General features: G+C 68.4%; 19 protein-coding genes. 9 read left to right on the forward strand and 10 right to left on the reverse strand.

Going from position 1 to position 21772, the window contains the following annotated elements:
* Positions 1-37: 37 nt before the first annotated feature.
* The 4 genes from gsiB to J8I33_RS02560 all read right to left on the reverse strand — a co-directional run bounded on the left by gsiB (position 38) and on the right by J8I33_RS02560 (position 5564).
* Positions 38-1600 (reverse strand): glutathione ABC transporter substrate-binding protein GsiB, encoded by a 1563-nt coding sequence (gsiB, locus tag J8I33_RS02545; protein ID WP_089489285.1) that lies wholly within the window; start codon positions 1598-1600, stop codon positions 38-40.
* A 102-nt stretch (positions 1601-1702) separates the two neighbouring features.
* Positions 1703-3607: a dipeptide ABC transporter ATP-binding protein gene (locus J8I33_RS02550; RefSeq protein ID WP_209932873.1), complete on the reverse strand. Its 1905-nt coding sequence runs from the start codon at positions 3605-3607 to the stop codon at positions 1703-1705.
* Positions 3608-3633: 26 nt separating this feature from the next.
* Positions 3634-4623: an isoaspartyl peptidase/L-asparaginase gene (locus J8I33_RS02555; protein WP_209925389.1), complete on the reverse strand. Its 990-nt coding sequence runs from the start codon at positions 4621-4623 to the stop codon at positions 3634-3636.
* Positions 4620-5564 (reverse strand): MurR/RpiR family transcriptional regulator, encoded by a 945-nt coding sequence (locus J8I33_RS02560; protein WP_089489282.1) that lies wholly within the window; start codon positions 5562-5564, stop codon positions 4620-4622. Before J8I33_RS02560 ends, J8I33_RS02555 begins: the two co-directional genes overlap by 4 nt.
* Before the next feature lie 472 nt (positions 5565-6036).
* Here J8I33_RS02560 and J8I33_RS02565 point away from each other — a divergent pair, with 472 nt between their 5' ends.
* From J8I33_RS02565 to J8I33_RS02585, 5 genes are all read left to right on the forward strand, one after another.
* On the forward strand, positions 6037-7308 hold the full coding sequence (locus J8I33_RS02565) for an MFS transporter (protein ID WP_124594658.1): 1272 nt from the start codon (positions 6037-6039) through the stop codon (positions 7306-7308).
* 27 nt (positions 7309-7335) lie between these two features.
* Positions 7336-9756 (forward strand): glycoside hydrolase family 31 protein, encoded by a 2421-nt coding sequence (locus J8I33_RS02570; RefSeq protein WP_209932875.1) that lies wholly within the window; start codon positions 7336-7338, stop codon positions 9754-9756.
* 115 nt (positions 9757-9871) lie between these two features.
* The gene (locus tag J8I33_RS02575; RefSeq protein WP_209932877.1) at positions 9872-11059 is read left to right on the forward strand and encodes a porin; all 1188 of its coding nucleotides are present in this window, start codon (positions 9872-9874) and stop codon (positions 11057-11059) included.
* A 315-nt stretch (positions 11060-11374) separates the two neighbouring features.
* Positions 11375-13396 carry a BCCT family transporter gene (locus tag J8I33_RS02580; protein ID WP_124594655.1) on the forward strand — a complete coding sequence of 674 codons (2022 nt, stop codon included), beginning with the start codon at positions 11375-11377 and terminating at the stop codon, positions 13394-13396.
* Entirely contained in the window at positions 13393-13704 is a 312-nt protein-coding gene (locus J8I33_RS02585; RefSeq protein WP_124554138.1) for a hypothetical protein, read from the forward strand. The genes J8I33_RS02580 and J8I33_RS02585 overlap by 4 nt, the downstream gene beginning before the upstream one ends.
* Before the next feature lie 103 nt (positions 13705-13807).
* Here J8I33_RS02585 and J8I33_RS02590 read toward each other — a convergent pair whose 3' ends face one another.
* Complete coding sequence (locus tag J8I33_RS02590) at positions 13808-14656, reverse strand: class I SAM-dependent methyltransferase (protein WP_176015344.1); 849 nt, start codon at positions 14654-14656, stop codon at positions 13808-13810.
* A 163-nt stretch (positions 14657-14819) separates the two neighbouring features.
* Between J8I33_RS02590 and J8I33_RS02595 the strand changes: the two genes are divergently transcribed.
* The 3 genes from J8I33_RS02595 to J8I33_RS02605 all read left to right on the forward strand — a co-directional run bounded on the left by J8I33_RS02595 (position 14820) and on the right by J8I33_RS02605 (position 18049).
* Positions 14820-16283, forward strand: a complete 1464-nt coding sequence (locus J8I33_RS02595) for a metallophosphoesterase (RefSeq protein WP_209932879.1) — start codon at positions 14820-14822, stop codon at positions 16281-16283.
* Positions 16280-17674: a cytochrome c peroxidase gene (locus J8I33_RS02600; protein WP_209932881.1), complete on the forward strand. Its 1395-nt coding sequence runs from the start codon at positions 16280-16282 to the stop codon at positions 17672-17674. Before J8I33_RS02595 ends, J8I33_RS02600 begins: the two co-directional genes overlap by 4 nt.
* 96 nt (positions 17675-17770) lie before the next feature.
* Positions 17771-18049 carry a hypothetical protein gene (locus J8I33_RS02605; protein ID WP_209925398.1) on the forward strand — a complete coding sequence of 93 codons (279 nt, stop codon included), beginning with the start codon at positions 17771-17773 and terminating at the stop codon, positions 18047-18049.
* A gap of 84 nt (positions 18050-18133) precedes the next feature.
* Here J8I33_RS02605 and J8I33_RS02610 read toward each other — a convergent pair whose 3' ends face one another.
* Positions 18134-19627 carry a PLP-dependent aminotransferase family protein gene (locus J8I33_RS02610; RefSeq protein ID WP_209932883.1) on the reverse strand — a complete coding sequence of 498 codons (1494 nt, stop codon included), beginning with the start codon at positions 19625-19627 and terminating at the stop codon, positions 18134-18136.
* A 204-nt stretch (positions 19628-19831) separates the two neighbouring features.
* Here J8I33_RS02610 and J8I33_RS02615 point away from each other — a divergent pair, with 204 nt between their 5' ends.
* On the forward strand, positions 19832-20182 hold the full coding sequence (locus tag J8I33_RS02615) for a hypothetical protein (protein ID WP_124638530.1): 351 nt from the start codon (positions 19832-19834) through the stop codon (positions 20180-20182).
* 109 nt (positions 20183-20291) lie between these two features.
* Here the strand turns inward: J8I33_RS02615 and J8I33_RS02620 are convergent, their stop codons facing one another.
* The 4 genes from J8I33_RS02620 to J8I33_RS34725 form a co-directional block, all read right to left on the reverse strand.
* Positions 20292-20714, reverse strand: a complete 423-nt coding sequence (locus tag J8I33_RS02620) for a DUF6691 family protein (protein ID WP_124554133.1) — start codon at positions 20712-20714, stop codon at positions 20292-20294.
* Between the two features lies 1 nt (position 20715).
* Positions 20716-21150 carry a YeeE/YedE family protein gene (locus J8I33_RS02625; protein WP_209932885.1) on the reverse strand — a complete coding sequence of 145 codons (435 nt, stop codon included), beginning with the start codon at positions 21148-21150 and terminating at the stop codon, positions 20716-20718.
* The gene (locus J8I33_RS02630) at positions 21140-21490 is read right to left on the reverse strand and encodes a metalloregulator ArsR/SmtB family transcription factor (protein WP_050010798.1); all 351 of its coding nucleotides are present in this window, start codon (positions 21488-21490) and stop codon (positions 21140-21142) included. Before J8I33_RS02630 ends, J8I33_RS02625 begins: the two co-directional genes overlap by 11 nt.
* A 98-nt stretch (positions 21491-21588) precedes the next feature.
* Positions 21589-21723, reverse strand: a complete 135-nt coding sequence (locus J8I33_RS34725; protein ID WP_256975748.1) for a hypothetical protein — start codon at positions 21721-21723, stop codon at positions 21589-21591.
* Positions 21724-21772 lie beyond the last annotated feature (49 nt).

Raw genomic sequence — 21772 nt, forward strand, 5'->3', positions numbered from 1 at the left:
CCCGCGCCGCCGGCACTGCGTGGCGGGCAAACCGCCGTCATTTCAGCGAGATCTCGTCGAAGTTGAACGAGCCGTCCGGCATCACGTACGCGCCCTGCAGCCGCTTGCTGCGCGCATACACGATCTTCTCCTGCACGAGGAAGATCCACGGCGCATCGGCCCAGATCTGCTTCTGCGCATCGGCGTACAGCTCGGCCTTCTTCGCGCGGTCGACCGTCTCCAGCGCCTTCGTCAGGTCGCCGTCCACCGTGTCGTTCTTGTAGTACGCGGTGTTGACCAGCTTCGGCGGCGCCGATGCGCCGGCCAGCAGCGGCGTGATCGCCCAGTTCGCTTCGCCGGTCGACGACGACCAGCCGATGTAGTACATCCGCACCGGCGCCTTCGCCGGATCCGGCGCGCTCTCGACCTTCGCGACGCGTTCGCCGGCCTCCAGCGCCTGCACCTGCACCTTCACGCCGACCTGCGCGAGCTGCTGCTGCACGAACTGGATCGCCTTCTGCGACGTCGAGTTGTTATACGCGGACCACAGCGTCGTCTCGAAACCGTTCGGATAGCCGGCTTCCTTCAGCAGCGCACGCGCCTTCGCCGGGTCGTACGGCCAGGGCCCGAGCTTCGTCGCGTAATCGACGCCCTGCGGCACCACGCCGGTCGACGGCGTCGCGAAGCCGGAGAACGCAACTTTCGCGAGCGCTTCCTTGTTCACCGCGTAGTTCAGCGCCTGGCGCACCTTCGGGTTGTCGAACGGCTTTTGCAGCATGTTCAGCGACACGTAGCGCTGCACGATCGACGGCCGCTCGACCACGTCGACCTTCGGGTTGCTCTTCAGGTCGGCCGCCTGTTCGAACGGAATGCGGAACGCGAAATCGGCTTCGCCCGTCTTCATCAGCGCCGCGCGCGTGTTGTTGTCGACCACCGGCTTCCAGTCGATCGCGTCGATCTTCGGATAGCCCTTCTTCCAGTAGCCGGCGAACTTCTTCACCTTCAGGTCGTCGGTCTGCTTCCATTCGACGAACTCGAACGGCCCGGTGCCGACCGGATGCAGCGCGATGTCGCGGCCCCACTTCTTCAGCGCGGCCGGCGAAATCATCACGGCCGACGGGTGCGCGAGCGTGTTGATGAACGCCGAGAACGGCTCGTGCAGCGTGACCTTCACGGTGGTCGGATCGACCACTTCGGTCTTCTCGATCACGCGGAACATGTTGTAGCGCTTCAGATGGTTCGCGGGATCGGTCACGCGGTCGAAGTTCGCCTTCACGGCCGCCGCGTTGAAATCGGTGCCGTCGTGGAACTTCACGCCCGAGCGCAGCTTGATCGTGTACGTCTTCGCGTCGGGGCTGGCCTCATAGCCGGTCGCGAGCACGTTGACGAGCTTCATGTCCTTGTCGAAGCCGAACAGCCCCTGGTAGAACGACTTGACGACCGCCTGCGACACCGTGTCGTTCGCGTCGTACGGGTCCATCGTCGTGAAGGTCGAATCCACCGCCATCACCGCGGTCTGCTGCGCGAACGCGGGCAGCGCGGCCGACAGCGCGAACGCGCCGGCGAGCGCGACGAAGCATGCGCGCGGACGAAACATCGGAAACGGATGCTGCTTGCTCATTTTGCTGGGCTCCTATCGGTGAATCGGTGACGCCTCACGGGCGTTTCGGTTTCGACTGCCTGCTGGTTCGTGCGCCGTCATCGCAACGCACGGTTTCACCACTCAATACGCGCCGCCCACGCGATGCGTCGCGACGTAATGATCCGGGCCGACCGCGACGAGCGGCGCGACGACCGGCTCGTCGCCGACCGCGCGGATCGGGCTCGGAATCTCGTCCGCCGCGAGCTGGCGCGGCGCATGCCGGCGCGCGGGGTCGGCCACCGGCACCGCGCTCATCAGCTTCTTCGTGTACGGATGCTGCGGCGCCTCGAACACCGCGCGGCGCGGGCCGATCTCGACGATCTGGCCCAGATACATCACCGCGACGCGATGGCTGACGCGCTCGACGACCGCCATGTCGTGCGAGATGAACAGGTACGCGACGCCGAGCTCGCGCTGCAGGTCGAGCATCAGGTTGACGATCTGCGCCTGCACCGACACGTCGAGCGCCGACACCGACTCGTCGGCGATCACGACCTTCGGATTCAGCGCGAGCGCACGCGCGATCGCGATCCGCTGGCGCTGGCCGCCCGAGAATTCGTGCGGATAGCGGCGCGCGGCTTCCGGCGGCAGGCCGACCTTGTCGAGCAGCCAGTCGACGCGCGCCTGCGCTTCGCTGCCGCTCGCGACGCCGTGCACGAGCAGCGGCTCCATGATCGAGAAGCCGACGGTCAGGCGCGGGTTCAGCGACGCGAACGGGTCCTGGAAGATGAACTGGATGTTCCGACGCAGCGCCTGGAGGTCCGGGCCCTTCAGCGCGCTGATGTCGCGGCCGTCGAATTCGATCGAGCCGCTTTGCGATTCGACGAGACGCAGCAGCGAACGGCCGGTGGTCGACTTGCCGCAACCCGATTCGCCGACGAGCGCGAGCGTCTCGCCCGCACGCAGCTCGAAGCTCACGCGCTCGACCGCATGCACGTATTGCGACACGCGGCCGAACACGCCGCTCTTCACCGGAAACCGCGTGACGAGATCGCGCACGCGCAGGATCGGCGGCGCGGCATGATCGACGGGCGGCTGCGCGTCGTTCGCCGCGGACGCCGTCGTCGCGGCCGTGGCCGTCGCGCTCGTGCCGTCCACCTTCAACAGCGGGAATTTCTCCGGTGCGTCGGTGCCCTGCATCGAGCCGAGCCGCGGCACGGCCGCGAGCAGCGCGCGCGTGTAGCGATGCGCGGGCGTCGCGAAGATGCGGTCCGACTCGCCCTCCTCGACCTTCTCGCCGCGATACATCACGAGCACGCGATCGGCCACTTCGGCCACCACGCCCATGTCGTGCGTGATGAAGATCACGCCCATGTTCATTTCGTCCTGCAGCCCGCGCACCAGTTGCAGGATCTGCGCCTGGATCGTCACGTCGAGCGCGGTCGTCGGCTCGTCGGCGATCAGCAGCGCGGGCCGGCACGACAACGCCATCGCGATCATCACGCGCTGTCGCATCCCGCCCGACAACTGGTGCGGATAGCGCGCGAACACGCGGCGCGCTTCCGGGATGCGCACGAGATCGAGTAGCCGCAGCGCTTCCGCGCGGGCTTCGGCCGCGCTCTTCGACTGGTGCAGCGCGATCGCCTCGCTGATCTGGTCGCCGACCGTAAACACCGGGTTCAGCGACGTCATCGGCTCCTGGAAGATCATCGCGATGTCCGCGCCGCGGATGCCGCGCATCGTCGCGGCGCTCGCCCGCGCGAGATCGACCAGCGCGCCGCCACGGCGCCGGAACGCGATCCGGCCGCTCGTGATCTCGCCGCCGCCGTGCTCGACGAGCCGCATCAGCGCGAGCGACGTGACCGACTTGCCCGAGCCCGATTCGCCGACGATCGCGAGCGTCTCGCCGCGATCGACGTGAAACGACACGTTGCGCACCGCGTCGAACGTCGCGTTTTCGCGGCGGAACGTGACCGACAGGTCGTCGACGGCCACCACGCGCTGCTCGGGCAACGTCAGGGGCGACGGGTTACGGCTCGAAGTCATGGCATCTCTCCTCGTGCGATCCGGAATCAGGCCGCATCGTCGCGGTAGATGCCGACGACCGGCGCTTCACCGACGCGCGCGTAGCCGCGGTACATCCCTTCGGTGTTGAACGGCATCGCGACGTTGCCGTGCGCATCGACCGCGATGATCCCGCCGCGGCCCGCGAGGCGCGGCAGCTTGTTCATCACGACGTCGTGCGCGGCGTCCGCGAGCGACGCGCCGCGATACGCGATCTGCGCGGCCACGTCATGCGCGGTCGCGAGCCGGATGAACATCTCGCCGGTGCCGGTCGCGGAGACGGCGCAGGTCGCGTCGTCCGCATAGCAGCCGGCGCCGATGATCGGCGAATCGCCGACGCGCCCCGGCTGCTTGTTCGTGATGCCGCCCGTCGACGTCGCCGCCGCGATATGGCCGTGCACGTCGCACGCGACCGCGCCGACCGTGCCGTGCTTGCGGTCCGGATCGAGCGGCTCGGCGGGTTGCGCGGCGCCGCCGAACGCGAAGCTGGCCGCATCGTGGTCGAGCATCATGCCGGCCGCCGCGCGCGCCTTGACCCACTGCGCATGCCGCGCTTCGGTGTCGAAGTAGCCGGGTTCCGCGAGTTCGAGCCCTTGCGCGGCCGCGAACGCATCGGCGCCCGCGCCGGCGAACAGCACGTGCTCGCTCGCCTCCATCACGCGCCGCGCGGCGAGCACCGGATTGCGCACGCGCGTCGCGCAGCAGATCGCGCCGGCGCCGAGCGTCGCGCCGTCCATGACCGCCGCGTCGAGTTCGTGCTTGCCTTCGGCCGTATAGACGGCGCCGCGCCCGGCGTTGAACAGCGGACAGTCCTCGAGTATGCGCACCGCGACGGTCACGGCGTCGAGCGCGCTGCCGCCGTCGGCCAGCACTTGCTGCGCGGCCTGCAGGATCGCGGTGAGTTCGGCGCGGTACCGACGTTCGGTGTCGGTATCCATCGCTTCGCGCAGGATCGTGCCTGCGCCGCCGTGAATCGCGACGATCGCGGGTGAAGTCATGATTTTTTCGGACGTGGGGAAGAAGGGTTGGCGGCCGGCAGCGCCGCTTGCGGCTGCACGAGCCACGGCAGCAGGAATTCAGTCATCTCGGCGGCGGATTTCGCGGACCGGTGCGTGCGCAGCGCGACCGCATCGATCAGCGCCTCGATCATCGTGAGCACGGCCGCTTCCGACGTGGCCGCGAAACGCCGCTCGGCCTTCACGTACAGGTTCAGCGACGCGATCGGCGCGAGCGGCGATTGCGGGCCGTCGGAGATGCCGAGCACGCGCGCGCCGCGCGCCGCCGCACGACGCGCCAGCTCGATCGTGTCCTTCACGTAGCGCGGAAACGCGAGCGCGATCACGAGATCGCGCGAATCGGCCGTGTACAGGCGTCGCGCCGCATGCGAAGGCCCGCCGAGCAGCGCGAGCGACTGCACGCTGTCATGGCAGACGGACAGGCCATGCTCGATCAGCCCGGCGAGGAACGCGCTCGACCCGGCGCCGAGAATCAGCACGCGCCGCGCGCCGACGATCGCCTCGACCGCCGCCTCGACATCGGCCGCGTCCAGTTGCGCGCGCGTGTTCTCGATGTTGGCGACAGCCTGGTCGAATACCGCATCGATCCAGACTGCGCCGCGTACGCCGGATTCCTGCTCCTGCGCGGAACGCAGCCGCTCGACCGGCCCGAGCGTGGCCTCGAAGCCGCGCACGAGCGCCGCGCGCATCGCCGGATAGCCGTCGAAACCGAGCGCCTTCGCGAAGCGGTTCGCGGTCGCGATCGACGCATTCACGGCCTGCGCGAGCTCGTCGATCCGCATCGTCGCCGCGCGAAACGGGTTCGCGAGCACGAACTCGCCCATGCGCCGGTGAATCGGCGTCATCAACGGCATCGCCGACGCGATCCGCTCGGCGATCGCGGGTTCGTCGTGACTGACATCGGGCGGAACGAGAGGCGTCATGCGAAGGGTTGTTGCAAGGTTCGATGAAAATGAATTTACACAATCTCCCGACTGAAAAGAAATAAATTTTCATCAGGGTGTGTTGCGCCTCAACCGGCGTCCGTCGACCGTGCGGACGATCGTTCGGCCCCGCCCCACGGGCCTTTGACGGCCGATCGCCCTGCGTCGCCGCTCACGGTCGCCATCCGGTCATCGGGAAAACCCCGAGTACGTTCGTTCGAATGCAGATTCACATTGACCGGATTCGCATTCGAACATAGGATGTTCGAAAATGATCAGTCGTCAGATAACATTGCAGCTTTGTGACGACGAAATGTTCGCTCGAACACCGTGATTTCGATATGAACCGGCAAAAACCGGCGTGCATCAAGATCGGACATCGTACGAACCAGAACGAAACAAGCCATTCCGACGGATGGCCCTCATGGACCGGGCAGGCGCCGCGCGCCGCCCTCCCTGACAGGAGACAGCAGTGAAGACAGTCAAGGCGTTGCGCTGGTGGATCATCGTGCTCGTATGTCTCGGCACGATCCTCAACTACCTCGCACGGAATTCCCTCGCGGTGCTCGCGCCCGAACTCAAGCAGGTGTTCGCGATCTCGACGCAGCAGTACTCGTACATCGTCGGCGCGTTCCAGATCGGCTACACGATCATGCAGCCGGTGTGCGGCTTCATCGTCGACCTGATCGGGCTGCGACTCGGCTTCGCGCTGTTCGCGATGCTGTGGTCGGTGGTCGGCGTCGCACACGGCTTCGCATCGGGCTGGCTGTCGCTCGGCATCCTGCGCGGCTTTCTGGGCCTGTTCGAGGCCGCCGCGATTCCGTCGGGGATGAAGGCCGTCGCCGAATGGTTTCCCGATCGCGAGAAATCCGTCGCGGTCGGCTACTTCAACGCGGGCACGTCGCTCGGCGCCGCGATCGCGCCGCCGCTCGTCGTGTTCATCTCGATGCGCTTCGGCTGGCAGGCCGCGTTCATGGTCACCGGCGCGCTCGGGTTCCTGTGGGCCGCGCTCTGGTACACGCAGTACCGGTCCCCGGCCGACCATCCGCGCCTCACGCCGCAGGAGCGCACGCTGATCCGCGACGGCCAGGCGACGATGCCGCCCGTGTCGAAGCGCCGCATCCGCGACGTCGTCACCGCGCGGCGCTTCTGGGCGATCGCGCTGCCGCGCTTCTTCGCGGAACCCGCGTGGCAGACCTTCAGCTTCTGGATTCCGCTGTACCTCGCGACCGAGCGCCACATGCCGCTCACGCAGATCGCGGTATTCGCGTGGATGCCGTTTCTCGCAGCCGACCTGGGCGGCATCGCGGGCGGCTACCTGTCGCCGTACCTCGCGAATCGCTTCAAGCTGCCGCTCGTGTGGTCGCGCGTCGCCGGCGTCGCGCTCGGCGCGGTGCTGATGCTCGGGCCGGCGATGATCGGGCTCGTGTCGTCGCCGTACACGGCGATTGCGCTGTTCTGCGTCGGCGGCTTCGCGCACCAGATGATCTCCGCGCTCGTCAACACGCTGTCGGCCGACGTGTTCGACCCCGAGGAAGTCGGTACCGCGAGCGGCTTCGCCGGGATGGCCGCGTGGATCGGCGGCCTCGGCTTCTCGCTGCTGGTCGGCGCGCTCGCCGACAAGATCGGCTATGCGCCGCTGTTCGCGTGCCTCGGGCTGTTCGACATCATCGGCGTCACGCTGCTCGCGCTGCTGATCCGCGGGCAGTCGAAGCAGGAACGCCTGCTCGCGCAGCACGCCTGACCTCCGTTTTCACCAGGAATCGCATTCATGACTTCGCTCCTTCATCCGCCCGTGTTCCGCGTCGCCAGCCACCACGCGAACCGCGTGTTGCTCGCGTCCGATACGGGCGCCACCGTCGAAATCTTCGTGCTCGAGGACGACATCGTGCGCGTGCGCGTGCTGCCCGACGCGACGGCGCGCACCCCGCGCACGTGGACGATCGCACCCGGTCTCGACGACGTGCCGCTCGACGGGCGCGACCGCCTCGACCTGAGCGGCTTCGCGCTGCCCCACTACGACTTCGTCGAAGACGACGACGGCGTGCGGATCGAAACCGCGCAGGTCCGGCTTATGGTGCGCCGGCGAGGCGGCCATTGCACGTGGTCGATGCGCGACGCGAACGGCGCATGGCGCGTCGCGCTCGCCGACCGCGCGACGCAGGCATACAACTTCGGCTGGTGGGACGATCGCGCGTATCACTACGTCGCCCGCGAGCGCGGCGACAAGGTGTTCGGCCTCGGCGAACGCGCGGGCGAACTCGACCGCACGGGCGCGCGCTTCGAGATGCGCAACGTCGACGCGATGGGCTACAGCGCGAAAAGCACGGACCCGCTGTACAAGCACATCCCGTTCTACATCACGTGGTCGCCCGATGCGTGCCAGGGCTTCGGGCTGTTCTACGACACGCTGTCCGACTGCGTGTTCGACATGGGCCGCGAGCTCGACAACTATCACGGGCTCTATCGCTATTTCGTCGCCGAGCACGGCGATCTCGACTACTACTTCATCGCGTCGCCCGCGACGCCGCTCGCGGCCGCGCGACGCTTCACGTGGCTGACCGGGCGCCCCGCGCGCACGCCGAAATGGGGGCTCGGCTATTCGGGTTCGACGATGAGCTATACCGACGCGCCGGACGCGCAGCAGCAGATGAACCAGTTCGTCGAGCAGTGCGACGCGCACGACATCCTGTGCGATTCGTTCCACCTGTCGTCGGGCTATACGTCGATCGGCGCGAAGCGTTACGTGTTCAACTGGAACCGCGACAAGTTTCCGGATGCGAAAGGCTTCGTGCAGCACTATCGCGACCACGGCATCCGCCTGTGCGCGAACATCAAGCCGTGCCTGCTGCGCGACCATCCCGCCTTCGACGACGCCGCGCAGCGCGGGCTGCTGATCCGTTCCGCGTCGGGCGAGCCCGCATGGGTGCAGTTCTGGGACGAGGTCGGCGCGTACATCGACTTCACGCAGCCGGACGCCTACCGCTGGTGGCAGGAGCAGGTCACGTCGGCGCTGCTGGAATACGGGATCCAATCGACCTGGAACGACAACAACGAATACGAGATCTGGTCGCCCGACGCGATCGCGCACGGCTTCGGCCAGCCGTTTCCGGCGCGCGAAGCGAAGGTGCTGCAGACAATGCTGATGATGCGCGCGTCGCGCGACGCGCAGCGCGCGCATGCGCCGGCGCGGCGGCCGTTCCTCGTGTCGCGCTCCGGCGGCGCCGGCATGCAGCGTTACGTGCAGACGTGGTCCGGCGACAACACTACGTCGTGGGAAACGCTGCGCTACAACCTGAAGATGGGCCTCGGGCTCGCGCTGTCGGGCGTGTCGAACATCGGCCACGACATCGGCGGCTTCTCCGGCCCCGCGCCGTCGCCCGAATTGCTGCTGCGCTGGGTGCAGTTCGGCATCTTCATGCCGCGCTTCAGCATTCATTCGTGGAACGACGACGGCACCGTCAACGAACCGTGGATGTACCCGGAGATCACCGCGCAGGTCGCGTCGCTGATCAAGCAGCGCTACCGGCTGCTGCCGTACCTCTATCACCTGCTGTGGCTGTCGACGACGCGCTACGAGCCCGTGCTGCGGCCGACCCTCGCCGATTTCCCCGGCGATGCGCGCTGCTACGACGCGTGCGACGACATGATGCTCGGCGACGCGCTGCTGGTCGCACCGGTCGTCGATCCCGGCCGGACCGAACGCACGGTGTACCTGCCGTCGGGCGCACGCTGGACATGCTATTCGAGCGCGCAGTCGTTCGACGGCGGCGCGAGCGTGACGCTGCCCGCGCCGCTCGACACGCCGGTGATGCTGCTGCGCGAAGGTCGCGTGCTGCCGTTGAACGTCGCCGACCAGCATTTCGGTGCGCGTGCCGACACGCGCGGCTTCGTCGTCGCACCGCGCATCGAAGACGGCGTCGCGTACGGCGAATGCGTCGAGGACGACGGTGAGACGGAAGCGTGGCGCGACGGCGAATACGGCCTGTGGCGCATCGAGGCCGGCCGCGAGGCGTCGGGCGAGCTCGGCGTGTCGGTCCGCTGGGACGGCCGCCCGGCGCGCCCGGCCGACCGCGTCGAGATCCTGCTGCCCGCGTCGCTGCAAGGCCCGGTCGCCGTGCGCGGCGCGCGTGTCGAGCAGGATGCGGGGGACGGTGCGTGGCGCCGCCTCGTCGTCGCGTTCGACCACTGAACCACTGAAGCCAACCCGATCAGGCGGGCCGTTCGCGCGGCCCGCCGCCTGCCACAGAGGAGGCATTCAACCTCCCGCCCCTTGAAAAGATGAAGCCCCCCCCCGGAGATCGACAATGACATCACCCGTCAACCGTTACGCAATCCTGATTTTATCGGCCGCGTCGCTCGGCGCGACCGCCGCCCATGCGCAGAGCAGCGTCACGCTGTACGGCGTCGTCGACGATTCGCTCGCGTACGTGAACAACCAGCAAGGGCACTCGAACATCTACCTGCGCGACGGCAACCTGTATGCGTCGAAGTTCGGGTTGCGCGGCGACGAGGATCTCGGCGGCGGCACGCATGCGATCTTCGACCTGCAGGCCGGCTTCAACCTGAATACGGGCGCGCAGGCCGCCGCCGGCACGATGTTCAATCGCCAGGCCTTCGTCGGCCTGCGCAACGTGAGCTACGGCACGGTGACGGCCGGCCGCCAGTACACGCCCTACTTCCTGTTCGTCGGCCCGTACGCGTCGAGCAGCTGGCTGACCGGTGCGACCGGCGCGCATCCGGGCGACATCGACGGCCTCGACACGACGATTCGCGTGAACAATTCGGTTACCTATACGTCGCCGACCTTCGCCGGGCTGACCGCGAGCGCGATGTACGCATTCGGCGGCATTGCCGGCGCGACCGGCAAGGGCAACACGTTCAGCGCCGCGCTGCGCTACGCGAACGGGCCGATCGGGATCGCGGCCGGCTATCTGCGGATCAACAGCTCGGGCTCTTCCGTGGGCTTCCTGAATCCGGCCACCGCGTCGTCGGGCAGCTTCGCGGTGTCCGTGCTGAACCAGGGCTACCTGACCGCGAAGGCCGTCGAGCAGGTCGCGGCGGCCGGCAACTACACGCTCGGCGACCTGACGATGGGGCTCAACTATTCGAACGTGAAGTACCTGCCCGGCAACGGCTCGGCCTTCACCGATACGGCCGTGTTCAATACCTACGGCGCACTCGCCGCGTACCGCTTCACGCCGACGTTCTCGGTGGCCGGCGCATTCGCGTACACGCTCGCATCGAAGGCGAACGGCGTCGCGAACGCGGCCCGCTATCAGCAGTACTCGCTGAAGGAGTCGTACAGCCTGTCGAAACGCACGACGCTCTATGCGCTGCAGGCGTACACGCATTCGAGCGGGCGGACGCTCGGCGCGCAAGGCGCCGGCCACATCGTCGACGCGGCGCCGATCGTCGGCGATTCGCAGCAGCTCACGCCGTCGACGACGCACGGCCAGTTCGTCGGCATGGCCGGGATCGCGGTCACGTTTTGAACCCGCCCGACGGCGCCTTCCGCGCGCTGTCTTCTACCTGGACGCCTGGACGCTGCGCATGCCGTGCGCGCCGTCCGGGTGTCCGATATGCGTTCGCCGCGGCGTTTTTCCCGGCCTCGCCGGCCCGCCGCACGCACCGCGCGGGTTTTCTCGCTCGCCCCGATACCTTACAATTCGTCAGGTTTACCCTTCTGCATGCCCTATTCTTGCAGTCCTGACACCGCGGTACACTCGACGCACGCCGTATCAGGGTCCGACGCGCACCACGCGCCGGGCGGCGTCGCGCCTCGTTGCGCCCACAACTGGATACCCGCCATGCCGGATTCCCGTCCCTCGCCCCGCACGACATTCAAGCCGCAGGTCGTCCTGCCCGCGCTCGTCGTGATCGGCGCGCTGCTCGTCGTGTGCGCACTGCGCCCGAGCGAAGCCGGCGCGCTGTTCTCCGCCGGCCAGCAATGGGTCATCGCACGGTTCGACTGGTTCTACGTGCTCGCCGTCACCGGCTTCCTCGTGTTTCTCGTGCTGATCGCCGCCAGCGATTTCGGCAACATCCGGCTCGGCCCCGACGATGCCGAACCCGAATTCAGCTTCGTGTCGTGGACGGCGATGCTGTTCGCGGCCGGCATGGGCATCGGCCTGATGTACTTCGGCGTCGGCGAGCCGATGCAGCATTTCCTGAAGCCGCCGACCGTCGACCCCGGCACGTCCGCCGCCGCGCGCGAGGCGATGCTGATGACCTTCTTCCACTGGGGTTTCCATGCGTGGGCAATCTACGGGCTGATGGGGCTCGTGCTCGCGTACTTCGGCTTTCGCTACAACCTGCCGCTGACGCTGCGCTCGGGGCTGTATCCGGTGCTGCGCGAGCGCATCAACGGCTGGATCGGCCACACCGTCGATGCGTTCGCGCTGGTCGGCACGGTCGCCGGCATCGCGACGACGCTCGGCTACGGCGTGATGCAGATCAGCGCGGGCCTGCATACGGTCGCCGGATGGGACACCGGCAGCAACCTGTTTCGCATCGGGCTCGTCGCGCTCGTCGTGATCCTCGCAGGGCTGTCGGCCGCGAGCGGCCTCGACAAGGGCGTGCGCCGGCTGTCCGAGCTGAACCTGCTGCTCGCGTTCCTGCTGCTCGCGTTCGTGGCCGTCGCGGGCCCGACCGCGTTCCTGCTGCGTGCGCTCGGCGACAACATCGGCCAGTACCTGTCGAGCCTCGTCGACCTGTCGTTCCGCACCTATGCGTACGCACCGCCGCGCGAGGAAGGCTGGTTCGGGGGCTGGACGATCCTCTACTGGGCGTGGTGGGTGTCGTGGTCGCCGTTCGTCGGCATGTTCATCGCGCGCATCTCGCGCGGCCGCACGATCCGCCAGTTCGTGATCGGCGTGCTGCTCGTGCCGACCGCATTCAATCTCGTCTGGATGACCGTGTTCGGCAACAGCGCGATCTGGCTCGATACGCACGGCGCGGCCGGCGCGCTCGCGCAGACGGCGACCAACGTCGATGCGCTGCTGTTCCGCTTCTTCGATTTCCTGCCGTTGCCGCAACTGCTATCGATCGTCGCGATCGTGCTGATCGCGGTGTTCTTCGTCACGTCCGCCGATTCGGGCGCGTTCGTGATCGATCAGATCGCGACGCGCGGCAGCGCGCATTCGCCGGTCTGGCAGCGGCTGTTCTGGGCCGCACTGCTCGGCGTGACGGCCGCGGTACTGCTCGTCGCGGGCGGGCTGGGCGCGCTGCAGGCGATGACGCTGATCGCCGCGCTGCCGGTCGCCATCATCATGCTCGCGCTCTGCTACGGGCTGTGGCGCGGGCTCGCGGCCGATCGCGCGCACTATTCGCAGGACGTTGCGCCTGCAACGAGCTTCTGGACCGGTCAGCACTGGCGCCATCGCCTGACGCACATCCTGCGGCAGACGACCGAGGCCGAAGCGCGCCAGTTCATCGCGGAAACGGTCGAACCGGCGCTGCGCAAGGTCGCCGACGAGTTGCGCGCGAGCGGCGTCGATGCGCACGTACAGCACGACAGCGACGATGCGGTGCGGTTGACCGTGCCGACAGCCGAACATCGCGATTTCGTCTACGGCGTGCGCGTCACCGCGAAATCCGCAGCCGCGTTCCTGGTGCGCGAGACGGCCGAGCCGGACGAGGCACGTGCGCACGTGTATGGCATCGTCACGTTCTTCGAGGATGGCCGGCTCGGCTACGACGTCGAATACCTGCGCGGCGACGAAGTGATCGCCGACGTGCTGCGCCAGTACGAACGCTACGTATCGCTCGCGGCAGACACCCGCACGCATCTGCTGAGCCGCGCGCCGGGGCACGCGACGGAGGCCGAATGAGCGGACTGCTGCAAAGCCGCGCGGTCGACGTCATCGCGCTCGGCACGCTCGCCGTGCTGTACCTCGGCGGCGCCGGCATCGCGCTGTGGCGAATCCGCACCGCGGCGCCGCTCGGCAAGGTCTACTGGATCGTCTGCGCGGCACTGCTTGCCGGCGGCGCGGTCGCGATGGGCGGCAACCTGTCGCCGGTGCCGAACAGCGGCGAAATGCCGCCGGGTTTCGCACTCGGCGCCGAGGCCGTTCTGCTCGGGCTGGCGCTGGTCGCCGGTGGCTGCGCGTGGTTGATGCTGCGCGCGCGCAAACGCTGACGCACGCAGGTCGCGCAGCCCCAGCTTCGTCACGCGGGCACGGTCGCGTGCGGGGCGAACGGGCGGCCATGCCGTTCCTCATCCGCTGCTTCCACGCTACATGTCATGCGGACGGCGCGCGCGCCGTCACCAGCCAGCACGCCGCATCGAAGCGCACCTCGGCGCCGTGCACGTACCGCTCGAACGCCGCGCGCATCGTGTCGATCACGCGCCGCCGCGTCGCCTCGTCCGTCTCCAGCAACGCCAGGCCGACCGGGCCCAGCCGGGCAAGGTAGTCGTCCAGCGCGGATTCCGACAGCACGCATGCCCGCTCGACCGGCTCGATCGCAACGTCGGCCCAACCACCGTCCGACAGCACCGACGCAATGCGCTGCCGATCACCGAACGCGAACTGCCCCGGCGCGCCGGGTTGCCGCGCGGGCAGATTCGGCAACAGCGGCGCGGCCGCCCGCTCGGCCGTCGTCATGAACGGGTTGTCGGCCGCGCCGCGCCACGCGACGAACCGCATCTGCGCGCCGGGCCGCGCCGCATGCCGCAGGTTCGCGAACGCACGCACCGGATCGTCGAAGAACATCACGCCGAGACGCGACACGATCAGGTCGACGCTCGCCGGCTCGAACGCGTGCGTCTGCACGTCCGCGCACACGAACCGGGCGGGCAGACCACTGCGTCCGGCACGCCCCCGGGCGGCGTCGATCATTCGAGCCGAAATGTCGATGCCCGTGCACTGCGCGTTCGCGCCGAGCCGCCGCGCGATCGCGAGCGTGACCGCACCCGTGCCGCAGCCGACGTCGAGCACGCTGCTGGCAGACGACGCTGCCGCGCCATCCGCCAGCAGCGTTTCGAACGGCTCGAACATCCGGTCCAGCAGCGCCTGCGCATCGACCCATGCGCGCCCCGACGGACCGTTCCATAGCGCGGATTGCGCTTCATTGGGCCGGTTGGCTTCCATCGTCGATCCCCTTCCGTTTCATTGATCACGAACCGGACTGTGCCGCTTCAAGCCGGCTTGAAGTCAAGGACTGCCGGTGTGCGCCCCGTCACGCCCCGTTTTCACATTTCTTACATTCGCGCTGCGTATCGTTGACGACTTTCCTACGGTGCCTGCCCCTCCCATGCGACGATTCCTCACGCGCGGCCTGCTCGTGCGCTGCGCTCCCCTTGCTGCCCTCGCCGCGCTGTCCGCGTGCTCGAATCACATCGATACGCCGGACGATCCGGCCAGCGCGTCGGCCAACGTCCAGGCCGCATGGGTCGAGATCGGCGATGCGAACCAGGCGATCGCGCGCGTGATCACGAACTACACGCCCGCGTCGGCCGGCGACCCGCTGTGCCCGCAACTGAGCGTCGACGGCAAGGTGTCGCGCATGGCGCTGCGCGCAGGCGCCGCGACCGTCCCCCAGCGGCCGACTGCCAGCGACCCCGCCGATTCGAAACCGTCGAGCTTCCCGGTGTCCGTCTGCGAGGCGACGCTGCCGGCCGGCGCGCAGGCGGCAAGCGTCGCGGGCCGCACGCTGCCGCTGCCGAAAGCGCAGCCGCAGCGCATCGCGATCATCGCCGACACCGGCTGCCGAATGAAGAAGGCCGACAACGCATGGCAGGCATGCAACGATGCCGCGGTCTGGCCGCTCGACACGATCGCGGCCAGCGTCGCGAAGCTGTCGCCCGATCTCGTGCTGCACGTCGGCGACTACCACTATCGCGAGAACGCGTGCCCGCCCGATATCGCCGGCTGCAAGGACAGCCCGTGGGGCTACGGCTGGGATACGTGGCAGGCCGACCTGTTCCGCCCGGCCGCGGCCTTGCTCGCGAAGGCGCCGTGGGTCGTCGTGCGCGGCAATCACGAGGAATGCGCACGTGCGGGCCAGGGCTGGTTCCGCTTCCTCGACCCGCGCCCGTATTCGGCCGCACGCTCGTGCGACGATCCGGCCAACGACAACAACGCGAACTATTCGGAACCCTATGCGGTGTCGCTCGGCAGTGGCTCGCAAGTGATCGTGTTCGACACCGCGAAGGTCGGCCGCACGCCGCTCAAGACGACCGACGCGCAGTTCGGCATCTACCAGAAGCAGTTCCAGACGGTCGCATCGCTCGCGTCGAAGGCCGGCATCACGACGACGATCTTCACGAACCATCATCCGATCCTCGCGTTCGCGCCGATCGCCGGCAGCACGCCCGCGCCGGGCAACCTCGCACTGCAGTCGGTGATGTCGAGCCTCAACGCGCAGGCGTACTACCCGCCGGGCGTGCACGTCGCGCTGCATGGTCACGTGCATGATTTCCAGGCGATCAACTTCTCGTCCGGGCACCCGGCGACGATCGTGTCCGGCAACGGCGGCGACAACCTCGACGTCGCGCTGCCCGACCCGTTCCCGGCCGGCCTGACGCCCGCGCCGGGCGCGGTGATCGAACGGCTGTCGCACAACAACAGCTTCGGCTTCCTGATCATGGAGCGCAACGCCGCGCCGGCGACGGGCTGGACGTTCCATGCGTATTCGGCGGCCGGCAAGCTGCTGGCGGCGTGCAATCAGTCGGGCCGGACGCTCGCCTGCGACAAGACGGGGTTCATCGCGCCGTGACGGAAGAAGTTCGATGCGACGGCCGCGGCAAGCGTGGCCGGCAGACGCTGCACACGCTTGCCGCCACCGTGCTCGCCGGCCTGACGCTCGCGGTTCACGCCGCGCCGGCCGAAACGGTGCTGCTTCCCGGCGCGCCGCCGTCGCGCGTCGTCGACACGATCGGCAACGGCACGCCGCAGGTGACGGGCAAGATCGACGCGGCCACCGCGCGCTTCGCGCCGGACCCGACGCTCGTCGCGCTCGGCCGCCGGATCTTCTTCGACCCGCGGCTGTCCGAGCCGCGCGGCATGTCGTGCACGGGCTGCCACGATCCGGGCCGCGCGTTCGCGCCGACACTGTCGGCCGCATCGCTCGCGGGGCCCGGCGTGCCGGAAGGCAGCCGGCCCGGACGCTTCAGCCAGCGCAATGCGCCATCGCTGCTGTATGTGCGCTACGTGCCGCGCCGCCACTTCTACCGGGACGACGATGCGCCCGCGCCGTCGCCGTTCGGCGGCCTGTTCAGCGACGGTCGCGCGGATACGCTCGCCGAACAGATCCGCGGACCGCTGTTCGATCCGAACGAGATGAACAACCGGTCGCCGGCCGCGCTGCTGCGCAAGGTCGATGCGACCGAACTCGCGCCCGATCTCGCCGCGCGCTTCGGCGCGCCGGTGCGGCGCGATCCCGAGCAACTGGTGCGCGCGCTGGGCGCGGCCGTCGAAGCCTATCTGCAGAGCGACGAGATGGCGCCGTTCACGTCGCGCTTCGACGCATTCCTGCGCACGCGCAAGCCGCTCGCGCCGGCCGAGATGCGCGGCCTCGCGCTGTTCCGGAATCCGGACAAGGGCAATTGCATGACCTGCCATACGCTGTCGGACACGTCGAGCCGCCCGGAACGCTCGCTGTTCACCGATTTCGGCTACGACGCGATCGCCGTGCCGCGCAACCGCGCGCTGCCGGCGAACCGCGATCCGCGCCATTTCGACAATGGGCTGTGCGACACCGCGCGTCGGCTGCGCTGGCCCGAGCCGACGCAATGGTGCGGCTACCTGCGCACGCCGGGGCTGCGCAACGTCGCGCTCAAGCAGACGTTCATGCACAACGGCGTGTTCACGACGCTGCGCGACGCGGTCGCGTTCTACAACACGCGTTCGACCGATCCCGGCTTCTGGTATCACGGCGCCAAGACGTTCGACGACGTGCCGGCCGCCTATCGCGGCAACATCAACGTGAATTCGACGCCGATGAACCGCCGGCCCGGCACGCCGCCCGCGCTGACCGACGCGGAAATCGACGACATCGTCGCGTTCCTCGGCACGCTGACCGATGCGCGCTATACCGGCCGGGCCGCGCCTGCCGCCTCTGCGCCTCCTGCGGCCCGGGTCGCGCGCACTGCCGCGCCGGTGCGCTGACCCTGGCCGAACGGCCAGCCGACGCGCCCGCGCTTGCGGTTCGCGCAAACACTGGTTATATTTACAGTACTGTATTTATGAACAGTGAGGTGCGCGATGGAACATCTGGTCCGTATCGTCAACGACACCGATCGCCAAGTGCTGGCGTGGCTGCGTGCCCAGGTCGGCGATGCCCGCGTCGAGCGCGCGGCGCGTCAGCTCGGGCATACGCGCAAGCCCTTTCCGTCCGCCGTCTGCCGGTACCTGGGCATGAGCGCGCCGGCCACGCTGCGTCCGGCCCCCGCCCGGCCGCGCGCGGCACTCGATTTCTCGGTCGGCGATCGTTATCTGTCGCTGATCCGCCAGCACCTCGCCACGCATTCGGTCGGCCGATGAAGTGGCGGCGGCTTGCCGCTTCGGTACCGCGTCCGGCCGGAGCACTCGCGTATTCGGAAATCCGGCCCGCTGCCGCCGTCGCGCTTACGCGGCCGCCATGGCTTCCCGTACGAGGCGGCCGAGTATGTCGAACGCCGCCTCGTGCGCCGCGTCGAATACGCGCGTACAGGCAAGCCGGATATAGCCGTCGAAACGGTCCGAATTCGAGAAGATCGAACCGGGCGCGATCTTGACGCCATGCGCCAGCGCGGCGTCGAACAGCGCATCGGAGCGCACGCCTGCCGGCAACGCGATCCACAGCAACATCCCGCCCGGCGGCTGGTTCATCCGCGTGCCGGCCGGGAAATGCCGCGCAATCGCGTCGATCGTCACGTCGCGCTGCACGCGCAACTGTTCGCGAAACCGGTGCAGGTGTCGATCGAATGCGCCGGAGCCGACGAATTCGGCGGCCACGGCCTGCAGCAACGCGGCGTTGTGTCGACTCTGAGCGAATTTCAGCATCCTCACGCGCGCCTGCCAGCGGCCCGCACTCATCCAGCCGAGCCGCATCCCGGGGGCCAGCACCTTGTTGAACGACGGGCAGTAGATCACCGTGCCGTCGCGATCCCATGCCTTGACCGGCCTGGCCGCCGTCGGCGCCTCGACGAGCTCGCGATAAGGCTCGTCCTCGATCACGGCCACACCGTGGCGCGAACACAGCGCGACGAGCGCGGCCTTGCGCTCGTCGGGCATCACGCAGCCGAGCGGGTTTTGCAGGTTCGGCACGACGACCACGGCCCGGATATCCGGATAGGCAGCCAGCGCCACGTCGAGCGCCTCGATCGACAGGCCGGTCGTCGGGCTTGCCGGAATTTCGAGCGCCTTCAGGCCGAGGCTTTCGAGCAACTGGATCAGGCCGAAGAAGGCCGGCGATTCGATCGCGATCGTGTCGCCGGGCCGCGCGACCGCCCGCAATGCGAGATTCACCGCATCGACGCCGCCGCTCGTCGACATCACGTCGTCCGGCGTCAGCGTCACGCCGTAAGACAACGCGCGTTTGGCCATCGTCTGCCGGAATTCGGGCGAGCCGCCGACGGGCCCCGCGTCGGTCAGCAACGTGGGCTTGCGCCGCAGCAGCCGGATCGCGAGCGCCTGCAGGCGCTCGGTCGGATACAGCGCGGCGTGCGCGGATGCGCCGCCGAGATTCAACGCATCGGTCGCCGCGTTCGCACGGTCGATCACGCGCGATACGCGCTCGTGCAGCCCCGCGAACGGCGGCTCGACGCTCAGCGGCGGCCCGTCGCTTTCCGGCAGCGTGTCGAGCACGGCCGCCGCGCGGCGGCGCACGAAGTAACCCGAACGCGGCTTCGCGTCGCACCAGCCTGCATCCTCGAGCCGCCTAAACGCATGGATCGCGGTCGACAGGCTCACGCCGTGCTGCGCCATGCACGCGCGGACCGACGGCATCCGGTCGCCGGGCGCCAGCGTGCCGGCCGCGATGATGCGGCGGTAATATTCGGCGAGCCGTTCGTAAAGCGGCTCGCCGTCCCTCGGCAAAGGCGTGCGGGATGCGTCGGCGAGAATCGTCATGCGGACCATCGTGCCCGCTGCCTCCCGCGCACGCCAGATACAGATCCGGGGAAAACCCACCGATACAGCAGCCCGAAATCGTCGCCTGCACCGCAACAGATTCCCGTCCCCTGAATCTGTCGTGCGCACGTCCGTTTCCCTAACCTGATTGCACGATGTCGCCTCGTCGTCGCGAGGCCGCACAACCGGAGTAACCGGAAAAAGGGAATCGCCATGCGGACGCAACACCTCCGGCTCGACGCCGGGCAAAGCCACTTTGCGTGGTTCGACAAGGGCAGCCAGTTGATCGTGCTGGACGGCGCGCTGGCGGTCACGCTGCGCCATGGCGGGCTCGACTGGCTGCCCGATGTACCGCAATACGTTCGCCGCGAACTCGACGAAGGCGAATGCCTGACGCTCGAAACCGCCGGTCATGTCGCGCTGTCGGCTCGCGGCAGCCGCGTGGTCAGCACAACGATCGTTGAACCCTCGGGGCAACGAGGCATGCTCTCGGTGTGGCGCGGCATCCTGCGCCGGCTGTCCGGGCGAGCGCACGGCGGCCGCCACGTAAGCGAGCATGTCTGACATCGCGACCTGCCTGCCGCGGGAAACACTGGGAGCTCATCGCATCATCGCGGTGACCGACGAACACATGATGTTCCGGGCAACCGTACCCGGCGAGCGTGCACCGGCGTCACCGCCCGTTCCGCCGACGCTCGATCCACTCGAACAGGGCCATCCCGGCCAGCATCGCGACGACGAACCCGATCCCCTTGGCCGACCCGAAGCCGATCGACACGATCGCGGGCCCCGGGCAGAACCCGGCAATTCCCCAGCCGATGCCGAATACCGCACTTCCTGCAACGAGGCGCACGGTAATCGCCCGCGATGCCGGCAACTGCATCGGCAGGCCGAGCCACGACCGTGTCCGGCGCTTCGCCCACGCAAACGCGAACACGGCGACGCCGATCGCGCCCGCCATCACGAACGCGAGCGACGGATCCCAGCGGCCCGCCAAGTCGAGAAAACCGAGCACCTTCTGCGGATTGGCCATGCCCGACACGATGAGGCCGACGCCGAACAGCAGCCCCGCCAGAAACGCGAATCCTGCTTGCATGTCAGCCTCCCGCCACGTGCAGCCGCACGAAGACGGTCGCGAAGCCCGCGACCATGAAGGTCGCCGTGGCGACCACCGAACGCAACGCCCCGCGCGATATCCCGCATACGCCGTGACCGCTCGTGCAGCCGCCCGCGTACCGCGTGCCGATTCCCACCAGCAGCCCGGCCGCCAGCAATTCTGGCCAATTGGCGTCGACCTGCGGCGTCAGATCGCTCCCGACGACACGCATCGCGACGGGCGCTGCGATCAACCCGGCGACGAACGCGGCGCGCCAGCCGCGCTCTGCGCCGCCCGCCGTCGGCAAGCCGCCCACGATCCCGCTGATACCGGCAATCCGGCCGTTGAACGCGACGAGCCACGCTGCCGCGAGCCCGATCAGCACGCCGCCGGCCAGCGACAGCCACGGCGTGAAATGAAGCGCATCAACCTGCATCGCGCGCCTCCTTCGCGGTCGCCCCGCAAAACTGTTCGTACAGCACGCCCATCACCGCGATCACGGCCGGACTGTCGAGCGAATAGCGGATGGACTTGCCTTCACGGCGCGTACGGACCAGCGCGTTGTCCCGCAACACACCGAGCTGCTGCGATAGCGTCGGTTGACGGATGTCGAGTCGCGCCTCGAGATCGCTCACGCCGCGCTCGCCCTGCGACAGTTCGCACAGCAGCAGCAGCCGGTCGGGATTCGACATCACCTTGAGGAGCGCGCACGCCGATTCGGCGGCGGCGCGCATCTGATCGAGGCCGGGCAAGCCGGCGGGAAGATCGTCGTTCATCGGGGCGGGATACGATTAAAGAACTAATATTATATAACTTTATATATTGTTGTATCCCGCTGCTTCCCGGATCGGCAATCCGGCCGCCCTTCCTTCTGTCAGGCCTGCTTGCCCGCCAACCCGTCGGCGGCTGCCGCGCGTACCGCACCTCCGCGAACCACGCCGAGCGCGAGCATCACGACCGCCGCGATCACGCGTGGCGCGGTAACAACGGCGAACGCGGTCAACAGCATCGCGTCGCCGATCCGAAGTGGAGGAAGAGTAAAAGGCGCGGCCCGGCCT

The sequence above is a fragment of the Burkholderia sp. AcTa6-5 genome (assembly GCF_017815075.1).
Classification (GTDB): domain Bacteria; phylum Pseudomonadota; class Gammaproteobacteria; order Burkholderiales; family Burkholderiaceae; genus Burkholderia; species Burkholderia sola.

Bases quoted from the DNA above. Each gene is read 5' to 3' on its own strand.
- J8I33_RS02585 (WP_124554138.1), top strand. From the start codon at position 13,393: ATGAGCGGACTGCTGCAAAGCCGCGCGGTCGACGTCATCGCGCTCGGC.
- J8I33_RS02580 (WP_124594655.1), top strand. From the start codon at position 11,375: ATGCCGGATTCCCGTCCCTCGCCCCGCACGACATTCAAGCCGCAGGTC.
- J8I33_RS02550 (WP_209932873.1), bottom strand. From the start codon at position 3,607: ATGACTTCGAGCCGTAACCCGTCGCCCCTGACGTTGCCCGAGCAGCGC.
- J8I33_RS02630 (WP_050010798.1), bottom strand. From the start codon at position 21,490: ATGAACGACGATCTTCCCGCCGGCTTGCCCGGCCTCGATCAGATGCGC.
- J8I33_RS02560 (WP_089489282.1), bottom strand. From the start codon at position 5,564: ATGACGCCTCTCGTTCCGCCCGATGTCAGTCACGACGAACCCGCGATC.
- J8I33_RS02595 (WP_209932879.1), top strand. From the start codon at position 14,820: ATGCGACGATTCCTCACGCGCGGCCTGCTCGTGCGCTGCGCTCCCCTT.
- J8I33_RS02555 (WP_209925389.1), bottom strand. From the start codon at position 4,623: ATGACTTCACCCGCGATCGTCGCGATTCACGGCGGCGCAGGCACGATC.
- J8I33_RS02610 (WP_209932883.1), bottom strand. From the start codon at position 19,627: ATGGTCCGCATGACGATTCTCGCCGACGCATCCCGCACGCCTTTGCCG.
- gsiB (WP_089489285.1), bottom strand. From the start codon at position 1,600: ATGAGCAAGCAGCATCCGTTTCCGATGTTTCGTCCGCGCGCATGCTTC.
- J8I33_RS02570 (WP_209932875.1), top strand. From the start codon at position 7,336: ATGACTTCGCTCCTTCATCCGCCCGTGTTCCGCGTCGCCAGCCACCAC.
- J8I33_RS02605 (WP_209925398.1), top strand. From the start codon at position 17,771: ATGGAACATCTGGTCCGTATCGTCAACGACACCGATCGCCAAGTGCTG.
- J8I33_RS34725 (WP_256975748.1), bottom strand. From the start codon at position 21,723: ATGCTGTTGACCGCGTTCGCCGTTGTTACCGCGCCACGCGTGATCGCG.
- J8I33_RS02575 (WP_209932877.1), top strand. From the start codon at position 9,872: ATGACATCACCCGTCAACCGTTACGCAATCCTGATTTTATCGGCCGCG.
- J8I33_RS02615 (WP_124638530.1), top strand. From the start codon at position 19,832: ATGCGGACGCAACACCTCCGGCTCGACGCCGGGCAAAGCCACTTTGCG.
- J8I33_RS02590 (WP_176015344.1), bottom strand. From the start codon at position 14,656: ATGGAAGCCAACCGGCCCAATGAAGCGCAATCCGCGCTATGGAACGGT.
- J8I33_RS02625 (WP_209932885.1), bottom strand. From the start codon at position 21,150: ATGCAGGTTGATGCGCTTCATTTCACGCCGTGGCTGTCGCTGGCCGGC.
- J8I33_RS02620 (WP_124554133.1), bottom strand. From the start codon at position 20,714: ATGCAAGCAGGATTCGCGTTTCTGGCGGGGCTGCTGTTCGGCGTCGGC.